Origin of the sequence: Streptomyces sp. NPDC046203, assembly GCF_040646255.1 — a bacterium.
In the GTDB taxonomy this organism is placed as follows: Bacteria; Actinomycetota; Actinomycetes; order Streptomycetales; family Streptomycetaceae; genus Streptomyces.
This window is the reverse complement of record NZ_JBEYZX010000083.1, coordinates 1-13,333: the sequence shown is the minus strand read 5'-3', so window position 1 is coordinate 13,333 and position 13,333 is coordinate 1. Positions and strand designations below refer to the sequence as shown.

8 protein-coding genes are annotated in these 13,333 nt (G+C 70.0%); 6 read left to right on the top strand and 2 right to left on the bottom strand.

What is annotated here, in order from left to right; genetic code table 11:
- The first annotated feature begins 6 nt into the window (after positions 1–6).
- Entirely contained in the window at positions 7–4,014 is a 4,008-nt protein-coding gene (locus tag ABZ990_RS30625; RefSeq protein ID WP_361238698.1) for an SDR family NAD(P)-dependent oxidoreductase, read from the top strand.
- A 33-nt stretch (positions 4,015–4,047) separates the two neighbouring features.
- Positions 4,048–5,640, top strand: coding sequence for an amino acid adenylation domain-containing protein (locus ABZ990_RS30620; RefSeq protein WP_361238695.1), 1,593 nt, complete (start codon positions 4,048–4,050; stop codon positions 5,638–5,640).
- 116 nt (positions 5,641–5,756) lie between these two features.
- Here the strand turns inward: ABZ990_RS30620 and ABZ990_RS30615 are convergent, their stop codons facing one another.
- Positions 5,757–6,365, bottom strand: coding sequence for a TetR/AcrR family transcriptional regulator (locus ABZ990_RS30615; RefSeq protein WP_361238692.1), 609 nt, complete (start codon positions 6,363–6,365; stop codon positions 5,757–5,759).
- A 215-nt stretch (positions 6,366–6,580) separates the two neighbouring features.
- On the bottom strand, positions 6,581–7,480 hold the full coding sequence (locus tag ABZ990_RS30610; protein ID WP_361238689.1) for a helix-turn-helix transcriptional regulator: 900 nt from the start codon (positions 7,478–7,480) through the stop codon (positions 6,581–6,583).
- 159 nt (positions 7,481–7,639) lie between these two features.
- Here ABZ990_RS30610 and ABZ990_RS30605 point away from each other — a divergent pair, with 159 nt between their 5' ends.
- The 4 genes from ABZ990_RS30605 to ABZ990_RS30590 form a co-directional block, all read left to right on the top strand.
- Complete coding sequence (locus ABZ990_RS30605) at positions 7,640–8,410, top strand: SDR family oxidoreductase (protein WP_361238686.1); 771 nt, start codon at positions 7,640–7,642, stop codon at positions 8,408–8,410.
- A gap of 212 nt (positions 8,411–8,622) precedes the next feature.
- On the top strand, positions 8,623–10,218 hold the full coding sequence (locus ABZ990_RS30600) for an MFS transporter (protein ID WP_361238683.1): 1,596 nt from the start codon (positions 8,623–8,625) through the stop codon (positions 10,216–10,218).
- A gap of 414 nt (positions 10,219–10,632) precedes the next feature.
- A complete protein-coding gene (locus ABZ990_RS30595; protein WP_361238680.1) occupies positions 10,633–11,952 on the top strand; it encodes a lysine 2,3-aminomutase in 1,320 nt (439 codons plus the stop codon).
- A gap of 56 nt (positions 11,953–12,008) precedes the next feature.
- The coding region (locus ABZ990_RS30590) for a pyridoxal phosphate-dependent aminotransferase (RefSeq protein ID WP_361238677.1) at positions 12,009–13,333 on the top strand (1,325 nt) is incomplete at its 3' end.

Here is a 13,333-nt window from a genome sequence, read left to right as displayed (position 1 = left end):
CTGGCCATCGAGGAGAAGCTGCGGGCACTGGGGCGTAAGACCAGCAGGCTGGCGGTGTCGCACGCCTTCCACTCGCCGTTGATGGAGCCGATGCTCGACGAGTTCCGCCGCGTCGCCGAGAGCCTGACCTTTGGCACGGCGCGGTTCCCTGTGGTCTCGACTCTTACCGGTGAGTTGGCGGGTGCCGGCGAGTTGGGTTCGCCGGAGTACTGGGTTCGTCATGTGCGTGAGGCGGTGCGGTTCTCCGATGCGGTGCGGCAGTTGGAGGACCGGGGTGTTTCGGTCTTCCTGGAGCTGGGCCCGGACGGGGTGCTGACCGGGATGGCCCAGGCGAGTGTGGCGTCCGAGGACGCGGCGCTGGTGGCGTCGGTACGCCGGGGCCGGCCGGAGCCGGCTGGAGTGGTGGCCGCGCTGGCGCGGCTGCACGTGGCCGGGCTGCCGGTGGACTGGAAGGCGTTCTTCGCCGGGACCGGCGCCCGTCGTATCGATCTGCCGACGTACGCCTTCCAGCACGAGCGCTACTGGGTCGAGCCGGCCAAGGCGGTGGGCGACGCATCCGCCGTCGGCCAGGTCGCCCTGGACCACCCGCTGCTGGCCGCGGAGGTTCCCGCGCCCGAGTCCGACGCGGTGACCTTCACCGCACGGCTTTCGCTCGCCGGGCAGCCCTGGATCGTGGACCACGAGGTACTGGGCAGCGTCCTGCTGCCGGGCACGGGCTTCGTCGAGCTGGCCATCCGGGCGGGCGATCAGGTCGGCTGCGGTGTGCTGGAGGAGCTGACACTCCAGGCCCCCCTCGTGCTGACCGCGCATGAAGGAGTCGCCCTGCAGGTCGTCGTCGGCGCGCCCGACGACAAGTCCCGGCGCGGTGTGCAGATCTACTCGCGCCCCGAGAATCAGCCGGACGCGGTATGGACCCGGCACGCCGACGGTGTGCTGGCGACCGGTTCACCCGCACCGGCGGCCGACCTGACCCAGTGGCCCCCGACGGGAGCCACCGTGGTGGACGCGGCCGACATCTACGACCTCCTGCACGACCGGGGATTCGGTTACGGTCCGGTGTTCCAGGGCCTGAAGGCGGCCTGGCGGCGTGGCGAGGAGCTGTTCGCCGAGGTGGCGTTGCCCGAGCAGGCGCACGCCGACGCCGAGCGATTCGGTATCCACCCGGCCCTCCTCGATGCCTCGATGCACGCCCTGGGCTTCGGCGGTCTCGGTGCCGACGACGACGCGGGACAGGCATTGCTCCCGTTCTCCTGGAACGGTGTCGCCCTGCATGCCACCGGTGCCACCGCGGTCCGGGTGCGGCTCTCGCCCGCCGAGGGCCTGCGCAACGCCGTACGCCTGGACCTCGCTGACGCCGGCGGAGCGCCGGTCGCCTCGGTGGCCGCACTGGTACTGCGTCCGGTCTCGCCCGAGCAGCTCGGCGGCAGCGGCAGCGGATACGGCGACTCGCTGCTGGAGATCGAGTGGCTTCCGGTGGCGGACGACGCTTTCGCGACAGCAGGAGACTGGGCCGTCGTGGGCACCGGACCGGATGCCGGCCACGGCAGCCGGCGGTTCGCCGACCTCGACTCGGTCGCCGCATCGGGCGGAACCGTCCCCGAGTCGGTGGTCGTGGAGGTGGTTCCCACCGACGACGACGTGCCCGGCGGGGTCCGGTCGGCGATCCATCCGGTCATGGAGTCGATCCGTATCTGGCTGGCGGATGAGCGGTTCGCGTCTTCGCGGTTGGTTTTGGTGACGCGGGGTGCGGTGGCGACGGTCGGGGGCGTGCCGGTGGATGTGCGGCAGGCTCCGGTGTGGGGTCTGGTGCGCGCCGCACAGGCGGAGAACCCTGGCCGGTTCGTGCTGGTGGACCTGGACGAGTCCGCCGAGTCGTTCGCCGGTCTCGGTCGGGCGCTGGCCTCGGCCGAGCCGGAGTTGGCGGTTCGTGACGGGAAGGTGCTGGTGCCGCGTCTTGCCCGGGTGTCCGGGGTGGGGGAGTCCTCGCCGTGGGATGCCGAGGGCACGGTGTTGGTCACGGGTGGTACCGGTGGTCTGGGCGCTTTGGTGGCGCGGCATCTGGTGGTGGTGCACGGGGTGCGTCATCTGGTGCTGACGAGTCGGCGGGGTCTGGAGGCGCCGGGTGCGGCCGAGCTGCGGGCGGAGCTGGCGGGGCTGGGTGCGCAGGTGACGGTCGCGGCATGTGATGTGTCCGACCGGGATGCGCTGGCCGGTCTGCTGGATGGGATCCCGGCCGGGCGTCCGCTGCGGGGCGTGGTCCACGCGGCCGGCGTGGCGCACAACGCTCTGGTGGGCGCGTTGACGCCGGAGCAGGTGGACACGGTGCTGAAGCCGAAGGCGGACGCGGCCTGGTATCTGCACGAGCTGACCCGGGAGATGGACCTGACGGCGTTCGTGCTGTTCTCCTCGGCCGGTGGTCTGGTGATGGCCGCGGGTCAGGGCAACTACGCGGCGGCCAATGTGTTCCTGGACGCCCTGGCGCAGCACCGCCGCGCGGAGGGGCTGCCCGCCACGGCGATGGCCTTCGGCCTGTGGGGCGTGGACACCGGCCTGAGCCAGTGGCTCGGCGAGGTCGACCTGGAGCGGATGCGGCGCGCCGGCACACCGGCACTCTCCGAGGACGAAGGACTGTGGCTCTTCGACGCCGCCGTGGCGACCGAAAGAGCGGGGCTCGTCCCGCTCAGGGTGGACACGGCCGCGCTGCGCGGCAGGACCGACGAGGTGCCGGCCCTGCTGCGGGGTCTGGTGCCCCCGGCACGCCGCCGGGCCACGATCGGCAAGCCCGACGCGGGCTCCCTGCGTCAGCGCCTGGCCGGGCTGGACGACGCCGAGCGCGACCGCGTCGTACTGGACACCGTGCTCGCCTTCGCCGCCCAGGTACTGGGACACGCCGACGCCGGAGCCGTCGACGCCGAGAGCGGGTTCCTGGAGTCCGGGTTCGACTCGCTCACCTCGGTGGAACTGCGCAACCTGCTCAACGCCGCGACCGGGCTGACGCTCCCCGCCATGGTGGTGTTCGACAGCAAGACCCCGGCGGAACTCGCCCGAGTGGTCCAGAGCGAGCTGCGTACCGCGGCCGACACGGCGGGAGCCGGGGCGACGACCACCGAGACGGCGTCCGCCCAGACGGCCGGGGGCCGGCGGGAGGAGACGCTGTACGACCTGTTCCTCGGCTCCATCCTCGCCGGGAACTCGCAGAAGGGCATCGCGATGCTGCAGGCCGTCGCGGACCTGCGCCCGTCGTTCGAGTCCTCGGCGGACCTGCCCGAACTGCCCGCACCGGTGTCCTTCACGACCCGCCCGCAGCCGCAGGGCGGCACGAAGCGGCCGCGGCTGATCTGCCTGAGCACGCCGACCGTGGGCGGTGGAGTGCATCAGCACGCCCGGATCGCGGCCCGGCTCTCCGCGTCCGTCTCCGCGCTCCCGACCCCGGGCTTCCACCACGGGGAGAGCCTGCCCGCCTCGTTCGACGCCGCTGTCCGCGTCCTGGCCGAGAGCGTGCTCGAGGCCGCGGCCGGTGAGCCGTTCGCCGTGTACGGATTCTCCTCCGGCGGCCTGCTCGCGCACGCGACGGTGGCCCACCTCGAGCGCGAGCTCGGCGTCCGGCCCGCAGGGCTGATCATGGTGGACACCTATCTGGTGAATCACGGTTTCAACCAGGCGATCTTCGACCAGATGGCCTACGCGGTGGAAGACCAGGCGGCGACTCTGGGCGAGTTCAGCAGCGCCGAACTCTCGGCCCAGGGCCGGTACGTGGAGCTCCTGCCGCAGTTCCGGAAGGAAAGCATCAAGACGCCCCTGCTCTTCGTCCAGGCCGGCGAACTGTTCGAGAGGGACGGACAGCCGGACCTGCGCGAGCTCGACTGGCAGGCCACCTGGGACACCGCCGACGCGGTGCGTACGGTGCCGGGCACCCACTTCACCCTTGCCGAAGGGGACGCTGCCACGACGGCCCAGGCCATCGACGCATGGCTGGCACAGCTGCCGGCCGCGGTACGGCAGCAGGAATCCTGAAGCAGCGCCACCCACTGAGAGAGAAGGAATCCGATGACTGTGAGCAGAACGGACGCAGCCGTCGAGCGCGGCGCGGCCCAGCGGATCCACGAGTTCCTGCTGGCGGAGGGCCGGTTCGCGCCGGAGCGGCCGGCCATCGTCGAGGCCGGTGCGGACGGCGCGTTCTCCGTGCTGACCTACGCGGAACTCGAGTGGCGGATGAACGACTACGCCGTCAGCCTCGACAAGCTCGGCCTGGACGTCGGTGACCGGGTGATCCTGGAGACCGACAACTCCGCTTCCGCCGTGGCGATGCTCCTGGCCTGTTCGTCGCTGGGACTGACGTTCATCCCGGTCAGCCCCGAAGTCCCGGCGCCGAGGCTGCTGTCGATCATTTCGAGCGCCGAGCCCGCGCTGCATCTGCAGACGACGGACGGGCGCCGCGACGGCATCCCGGAGCAGGTCGGCACCGCGCGGTTCGGCCCGGACGGAGTGACGGTGGAGCGTCCGCCGCTGCCCCGGGCCCGGCACCGGCACGAGGCGGTGGGCACCGACGCGGCGTACATGATCTTCACGTCCGGCACCACCGGCCGCCCCAAGGGCGTGGTGATGAGCCACCGAGGGGTGCTCTCCTTCTACCGAGGGATGCTGCGGCACGGCATCCTCACGCCGGAGGACCGCGTGGCGACCACGTCGCCGCTGCAGTTCGACTTCTCGCTGCTCGACATCGGTCTCACCCTGGGCACCGGAGCGACCCTGGTACCGGTGCCGCGCGGGATGCTCTCCTGGCCGCGGCCCCTGCTGCGCTTCCTGCGGGATACCGGAGCCACCCAGGTCAACGGTGTTCCCTCGATATGGCGCGCGGCACTGCGGCACGAGGCCGACGGGATCGCGGCACTCGGCGAGCAGGTGCGCGGGGTGCTGTTCTCCGGTGAGGCGTTCCCGCTGCCGGAGCTGCGGCAGCTGCAGAGCCTGCTGCCGCACGCGCGGGTGGTCAACGCCTTCGGGCCGACCGAGGCGATGGCCTTCTCGCTGACCGACGTGCCCAACCCGCTGCCGGCGGAGCAGGACAGGCTCTCGATCGGTTTCGCCTACCCGGGCGCGGAGATGCTGCTGCTCGACGAGGACGACAACCCGGTCCACGAGCCCGGCGTCACGGGAGAGATCTATCTGCGCGGCCCGTCCCTGTTCACCGGGTACTGGGACGATCCGGAGGCCACCAGGGAGGCCCTGGTGCCCGACCCGCTCGACAAGCGTTCGGGACAGCTCGTGTACCGCTCGCGCGACCTCGCCTACTACGGCGAGAACGGTGAGCTGTACTTCGTCGGCCGGGCCGACCTGCAGGTGAAGATCCGGGGCAACCGGGTGGAGCTCGGTGAGATCGAGCGCAGGCTCCTGGAACACCCCGACGTCACGGCCGCGGCCGCGGTGGCGCGCCCGAAGGAGGGAGCCGACCTCGAACTGGGCGCGTTCGTGGTCCTGGCTCCCGGCACGGAGGACTTCGACAAGACGGTGCTGAGCGCCTTCTGCAAGCAGGCCCTGCCCGCCTACATGGTGCCCCGGAAGGTCCAGCTGATCGACGAACTCCCGGTCACCGCGAACGGCAAGACCGATCGCCGCGCACTGGCGCAGATCCCGGACGCGTAGCGGCCGCGGCCGGCGCACGTCCCTCGTGACCGTGCGCCGGTCGTCATGACGTGCGTCAAGCACCGCGGGGCCCGGCTGCACAGGCAGCCGGGCCCCGCGGTCGTCCGTATCCGGTGTCAGGAGAGTCCCGGCGCGGGGACCTCCGGAGTGGCCGTGGTCATCGCCATGAGACGGACCGCTTCGGTCAGGTCGTGCGCGGAAGGGGCACCGTCCGGGTCGGCCAGCAACTGCGCCATGACCCCGGTCATCAAAGAGAGGAAGAAGGACGCCGCCACACGCGCCGACTTCTCGTCGTACGACGGATCCACCTGCTGCAACAGCGCCGCCAGCCCGCGCCGCGCCTGCTCCTGCGCCTCGGCGACGCGCGGCCTCATCTCGGGCTTGTGCTGGATCTGGGTGAACATCTCGAACTGTGCGGCCCACAGGGCCTTGTGCGTCTGGAAAAGGTCGATGACCCTGCCCCAGAGGATCTCGAACCGCTCCATCCGGTTCGCCTCGGAAGCGATCTTCGTGGTGGTCAGAGCGCGTTCCAGCTCATCGCTCCACTCCTCCGTGGCCTGGACCAGCGCGGCGTTCAGAAGGGCTTCCTTCGACCCGAAGTGATAGCCGATCGAGCCGAGGTTGGCGCCGGAGGCCGCCACGATGTCACGCGCCGTGGTGCGTGCGTACCCGATCTTGAGCAAGCAGGCCTTGGCGCCCGCGAGCAGATCCTCACGATGTCCCATTCTGTATCCTATCGTCCGTTCAGGACGCGCACCTCAGAGGCGAGCCGCCCTGAATGAACATACGTCCTATATAAACGTACGTCTTATATAGACGTACGTCTAAGATGGTCGTCAACGCCACGGTACCTGACGGGACCATTCACGGGCGGCCGTTGTTCTTGATGAATGGGTCAAGGACGAGAGGCGGCCACCGCGCGTCCGACGGCCTGGATAGGTCATGACTGCGAGTCGCCGCGGCCTTGGACGGGTGTGCCGGGTGAGGATTCGCTCGCTCCTGTTTCGCACCAGGTGGCCAGCAGGCGCAGTCCGATGTCCGCGCGTGACCCCGGTTCGGCCGTGTAGACCACCAAGGACTGGTCGTTCGCGTCCGGCACGCTCAACGCCTGGAAGGACAGATCGAGTTCGCCCACCAGTGGATGATGGAAGGTGACCTTCCCGTGCGGACTCGCCCAGATCTGGTGTTCGGCCCACATCTCGTCGAACTCGGGGCTTTTCAGGGACAGTTCCCCCACCAGATTGATAAGCTTCGGGTCGTCGGCGTAGACGCCGGCGTGCATGCGCAGCCCTCCGACAGTGTCCCGGGCCTTCTTCTCCCAGGGGTGCCACAGATCACGGGCCGCCTCGTCGAGGAAGATCAGCCGCGCCATGTTGCGCTGCTGCGGCGGCAACTTGTCGAGGTCCACCATGAGCAGAGCGCTGGCCAGGCTGTTCCAGGCGATGATGTCGGTGCGCCGTCCGAGGACGTAGGCCGGGGCATGAGTGAGGGAACCGAGTAGCCATTTCATACTGGGCCGGACGCGTTCCGCGGGGCTGGCCCGTTGCCGCCGCCGGGATGGCCTGGCCAGGTGGTACAGGTAGGTTCGCTCGGTCTCGTCCAGGCACAACACGCGGGCGACCGCGTTCAGCACCGCTTCGGACACATTCCGCAGACGGCCCTGTTCGAGGCGGGTGTAGTAGTCGGCGCTGATCCCCGCCAGTTGAGCGAGCTCCTCACGCCGCAGTCCCGGTACCCGCCGGCGGCTCTCGCCCGGCAGTGGCAGTCCGGTGTCCTCCGGTCGGATCCTCGCCCGTCTCGAGCGCAGGAACTCTTTGAGCTCCGAGGCGATTTCGGTCATGTTCCGCAGTGTCGCACGGGGTAGCGGGGGCGGATCATGGTTCTGCCGGACCCAGGTACGCGGGTCAGAGGCGAAAGGCGCCCTGGCCGGCTCCTGGCCGGTTCCCGGGGCATGCCGGGATGCTGGGAGGGCAGTGATCGGCAACGGACAGGAGTGACAGTGAACATCAACGCACCTCGCCCTCTGGTTGGCCGGATCGCCGCGGTGACCGGTGCTTCCGGGGGCATCGGAGCGGCCGTCGCCCGGCTGCTCGCCGCGAAAGGGGCCAAGGTCGCCCTGCTGGCGCGCAGGGAGGACCGGCTGAACGAAGTGGCACAGCAGATCAGGGATGCCGGCGGGGAAGCCCTGGCACTCGCCGCGGACATCACCGACCCGGACTCCGTCGCCACGGCCGCCGATCAGGTCCGCGAGACCTTCGGTCCGGTGGACCTGCTGGTGAACAGCGCGGGGACGCTCATCGTCGAGATGGCCGAAGAGGGCGATCTCGGGCGGTGGGAGAAGCTGATCGACCTCAACGTCAACGGGGTGATTCGTACCATCGACGCGTTCCTCTCCGACCTGTTCCTCGCCGGCGCCATGGGCAAGTCCTCCGACCTGATCACGATTTCCTCGATCTCGGCCGATGTGGTCAACCCGCTCATGGCGGCCTACGGCGCGTCGAAGGCCGCGATCAGTCACCTGTCCGCCAACATGCGTGCCGAGCTGGGGCCCAAGGGGGTGCGCGTCACGGCAGTGGAGCCGGCCGTGGTCGAGACCGACCTGCTGAAGCACGCCAGCAACCCGATGTACGACCAGTACATGACGCAACTGTTCGGCAGTATCAAGGTGTTGCAGGCGGAGGACATCGCCGAGGTCGTCGCGTTCGTCGCCGCTCAGCCTCGCCATGTGAACCTCTCCCGCGTCACCGTCTACTCCACACAGCAGCCCTGAGTGACGGTCGGCGGCGCTGACGCCGCCGACCGCACCTGCCGTGTGGGCGCTCCTTCCGCAGGCCCGGACCCGGCCGGCCGACCGGCCGGGTCCGGGCCTGACCTGTTGTGGCGGGACCTTCCGGCGCTCGGCACATCACGGTTTTGATACGGCCGTCTAATATGTACGTGCGTTCTATACAGATCTATAGTCGCTCACGTATGGTCAGCCGCATGAATCAATCTGACGCGATCGCATCCGGGGCGAAGGCCGGCCGCAAGGAATGGATCGCACTCGGTGTGCTCCTCCTGCCGGTCCTCCTGGTCTCGATGGACCTGACGGTGCTGTACTTCGCGGTGCCGTCCATCACCAAGGACCTGCAGCCGGGCAGCACCGAGCAGCTTTGGATGATCGACATCTATGGCTTCGTCCTTGCCGGCGTGCTCATCACCATGGGGTCGCTCGGTGACCGCATCGGCAGGCGGCGGCTGCTTCTGATCGGCTCGGTGGCCTTCGGCATCGGTTCCGTCGCGGCCTGCTACGCCGCGAACCCGGAGATGCTCATCGTGGCCCGTGCGCTGCAGGGCATCGGCGGGGCGACCTTGATGCCCTCCACCCTCGCCCTGATCCGCAACCTCTTCCAGGACCAGACTCAGCGCCGCAGCGCGGTCGCCGTGTGGTCCGCGGGCATGGCCGCCGGTGCCGCGCTCGGTCCGGTGGTCAGCGGTGCCCTGCTCGAGTGGTTCTGGTGGGGCTCGATCTTCCTCATCAACGTGCCGGTCATGGTGCTGCTGCTCGTGCTGGCCCCGTCCCTGCTTCCCGAGTTCCGCGTCGCGGTGGCGGGCCGGTTCGACATCATCAGCGCGGTGCTGTCGTTCGCGGCCGTCCTGCCGATCATCTTCGGTTTCAAGCGGATCGCCGTCGAAGGCATGGCCACCGTCCCGGTGGTGTGCGTCGTGGTGGGCCTGGTCCTCGCCGTTCTCTTCATACGCCGGCAGAAGACCAGCGCCAACCCGGTGATCGACCTGGAACTCTTCCGCGTCCGTACCTTCGGCTCGTCGATCGCCGCGAACATGCTCGCTTCGTTCACCCTGGTCGGCTTCTCCCTGTTCAGCACCCAGTACATGCAGTCGGTGCTCGGGATGGGGGCCCTCGAGTCGGCGCTGTGGACCCTCCCCGGAACCGTCGCGGTGGGCGCCGTCGTCCCGTTGGCGACGGTGCTGGTGCGACATGTCCGCCCGGCGTACATCATCGGCGGCGGCTTCGCCATCGCGACCGCGGCGCTGCTGATGCTCACCCAGCTGCCCGAGAAGGACGGCCTGGTGCTCCTGCTGGTCGGCATCATCGCCCTCGCCGCCGGCCTGACCCCGGTGCTCACGCTCGTCACGGAGATGGTGGTCGGATCGGCGGACCCGGCGAAGGCCGGCTCCGCGTCCGCTCTGCTGCAGACCGCGCAGGAGTTCGGAGGCGCTCTCGGAATCGCCGTCCTGGGCAGTGTCGGCGCCGCCGTGTACACCAGCAGCGCGGCGCTCGACGCTCCGGCCGGGGTTCCGGCCGAGGCGCTGGATGCCTCCAGGGAGACCATCGGCGGGGCGCTCGCCGCGGCCGCGAAGCTGCCGCAGGCGGCCGCCGACACGCTGATCACGGCCGCTCGCACGGCCTTCACCGAAGAAGCGCGGGCGGGCGCGCTCACCGGCGCCGTCCTGATGGCGGTTGCCGCCGTCTTCGCCATCGTCGCGCTGCGCTCCATCAAGAACGACACCCAGCGGGCCGCCGAGAACGAGGAGCAGGCAGCCGGTCAGGCCGCGCAGCCCCTGCTCGAGCACTGATCCCGCCGGCCCCGCACCAGTGTGCGGGCCGTACCCGGCAGGCCGCCCGGGCCGTCTCGACGACGGTCCGGGCGGCTTGTTTCGTGGCGCGTCGTTCCCGTGGTGCCGCCCGGTCGGCCGGTGTACGCCCGGGATTCTCCCGACGCGACGTCAGCGCTCCGGTCGAGCCGGGGTTCGGGTCCGTAAGGGGCAGGGCAGGGGTCGCCTGGGGGATGTCCCGGGCGGCGTTGTCCCTAGGATCGGTGTCGCCGACCAGGACGAGTTCCAGTCGACAGTGGACGGGCCACTCGATCGCCGTCAATCTGCCGGGATCGACGACGACTTCGGCAGACATCCCGGCCCGTGTCCGACTTCCCGTAGTGGCACGACGGGCCGCCGATACGCGTGCAGACCCGAAACTGGAGGAAAATTCGCATGCCCCTGCTGGCAACCAATCTCCTTGAGCCGGATCGATTCCGTGCGCTTGGGCCACGCCAGTTTGACGAGATCGCGGATCGCTACGGGCTGCCGGCCGATGTCCGGGAGACCGTGCGGCTGGTGTCGATGATCCTTCCCTTCCGAGTCAACGAGTACGTGCTCGAACTCATCGACTGGGCCCGCATTCCCGAAGACCCCATGTTCCAGCTGCTGTTCCCGCAGCACGGCATGCTCCTCGCGGAGGACGAAAGGCGCCTGGCCGAGCTGTCGGCATCGCCCGACACCAAGGCCGAACTCAGGGCACTGGTGCAGGACATCCGCGCCCGCCTCAACCCTCACCCCTCCGGGCAGATGCAGCTCAACGTGCCCACTCAGGAGGGCACCGAGCTGCCCGGCATGCAGCACAAGTACCGCGAGACGGTGCTGTTCTTCCCGAGCCAGGGCCAGACCTGCCACTCCTACTGCACCTACTGCTTCCGGTGGGCGCAGTTCGTGGGCGATGCCGATCTGCGTTTCGCCGCGCCCAACGCGGACCAGCTGGTCGCCTACCTCGGCGAGCATCCCCAGGTGAACGACGTGCTGATCACCGGCGGCGACCCGATGGTGATGTCGACGGAGCGGCTGCGCAAGCACATCGAGGCCATCCTGGCGGTGGACACCGTACGCACCATCCGCATAGGTACCAAGGCGGTGGCCTACTGGCCCCAGCGGTTCGTCACCGACCACGACGCCGATGACATGCTGCGTCTCTTCGAGCAGGTGGTCGCCTCCGGGCGGAACCTGGCGGTGATGGCGCACTTCAGCCACCCGCGCGAGCTCGGAACCGACATCGCCCGCCAGGCGCTGTCCCGGATCCGCTCCACCGGCGCGCTCGTCTACGGCCAGGCGCCGTTGATCGGCAAGGTCAACGACTCCGCGACGGTCTGGAGCGAGCTGTGGCGCGCCGAAATGGCCGCCGGGGTGATCCCCTACTACATGTTCGTCGAGCGTGACACCGGCCCGCACGCCTACTTCAAGGTGCCGCTGGCCAAGGCTGCGGAGATCTTCGCGGGCGCCTACCGGACCCTGCCCGGTCTGGCACGCACGGTACGCGGGCCGGTCATGTCGGCCACCCCGGGCAAGGTCGCGGTCGATGGCGTGGAGGAGACCCTGGAAGGGCGGTTCTTCCAGCTGAGGCTGTTGCAGGCCCGCAACCGGGAGCTGGTCGGCCGTCCCTTCCGGGCGGCGTACAGCGACACTGCGGCCTGGCTCGACGAGCTCAAGATCGACGACTCCACCCCGGACGACATCGCGACCGCCATCGCGGGACTCGTCTGACCGAACACGGCCGGCGCCGGGGAACCGGCTCCGGATCTCGCGGAGAGGAGCTGGCCATGGCCGGCTGGAAAGTCTCGCCCAACCTGGCGCTCAACCAACTCGTCGCCCAGCGGCAGGCGCAGGGCGAGTCCATCGTGCACCTCGCCTTCGGGGAGGCCCGGCTGCCGGCCTTCCGGCCACTGGTCGATCGGCTCGTCGCCGGGGCCGGGATCAATGCCTACGGCCCGGTGGCGGGTGGGCTCCCCGTCCGGACCGCGGCCGCGGGCTACTTCAGCCGCCGCCGGATGCCCACGGAACCCGACCAGATCGTGGTCGCGCCGGGCAGCAAGCCGCTGCTGATGGCGTTGCAGCTGTCCGTCCCCGGCGATCTGCTGCTGCCCCGTCCGGCGTGGAACACCTACGCCCCGCAGGCACGGCTCGCCGGCAAGCAGGCCTTCGGCGTGCCGATCCCGGACGAGTGCGGTGGCGTCCCCGAGCCCACCGCGCTGCGGGAGACCATCGCCGACGCCCGCTCCCGCGGCCACGACCCGCGGATCGTCGTGCTGACCCTGCCGGACAACCCGACCGGGACCCTCGCCTCGCCCGCGCTCGTGCGGGAGATCTGTGCGATCGCGGAGGAGGAGGATCTGCTGATCGTCTCCGACGAGATCTACCGGGACGTCGTGCACGACCCGGCGCTGCCCTACCTCAGCCCGGCCGAGGTGTCGCCCGAGCGCACCGTGGTGGTCACCGGTCTGAGCAAGAGCCTCGCGGTGGGTGGCTGGCGCATCGGTGTGGCACGCCTCCCGGCGAACGAGTGGGGCGTCCGGATGCGCGACGGTGTCGTCTCGGTGGCCAGCGAGGTCTGGTCCACCCTGGCCCGGCCGATGCAGGAGGTCGCGGAGTACGCCTTCGGCGAGCCCGTCGAGGTGCGGGAGCGGCTGGCCGCCAGCGCGCGGCTGCACGGAGCGGTGGCTCGTGCGGTGCACGGCATCATGGTCTCGGCCGGGGCCGACTGCCGCCCGCCGACCGGGGGGTTCTACGTCTACCCCGACTTCGAACCCGTCCGGGACGTACTCGCCAAGCGTGGCGTGACGGACTCGCTCTCGCTGCACCAGCACCTGTTGGACGAGTTCAATGTCGTCGTGCTCCCCGGGCACAGCCTCGGTGACGACGAGCGGGCGCTGCGGTTCAAGGCGGCCACGAGCATGCTCTACGGAGACACCGCGGAGGAGCAGGAGCAGGCCCTCGACGCGGCCGACCCGCTGGCGCTTCCGCACATCAGGAGCGTCCTCGCACGGCTCGAGGAGAGTTTTGCGCGTCGCCGTGCCCGGCGCCGTAGGTCGGGCCATAGGCGTCGTAGTGGTACACCAGCGGGTCGTGGGGGGGGTCGCCCGGCGTG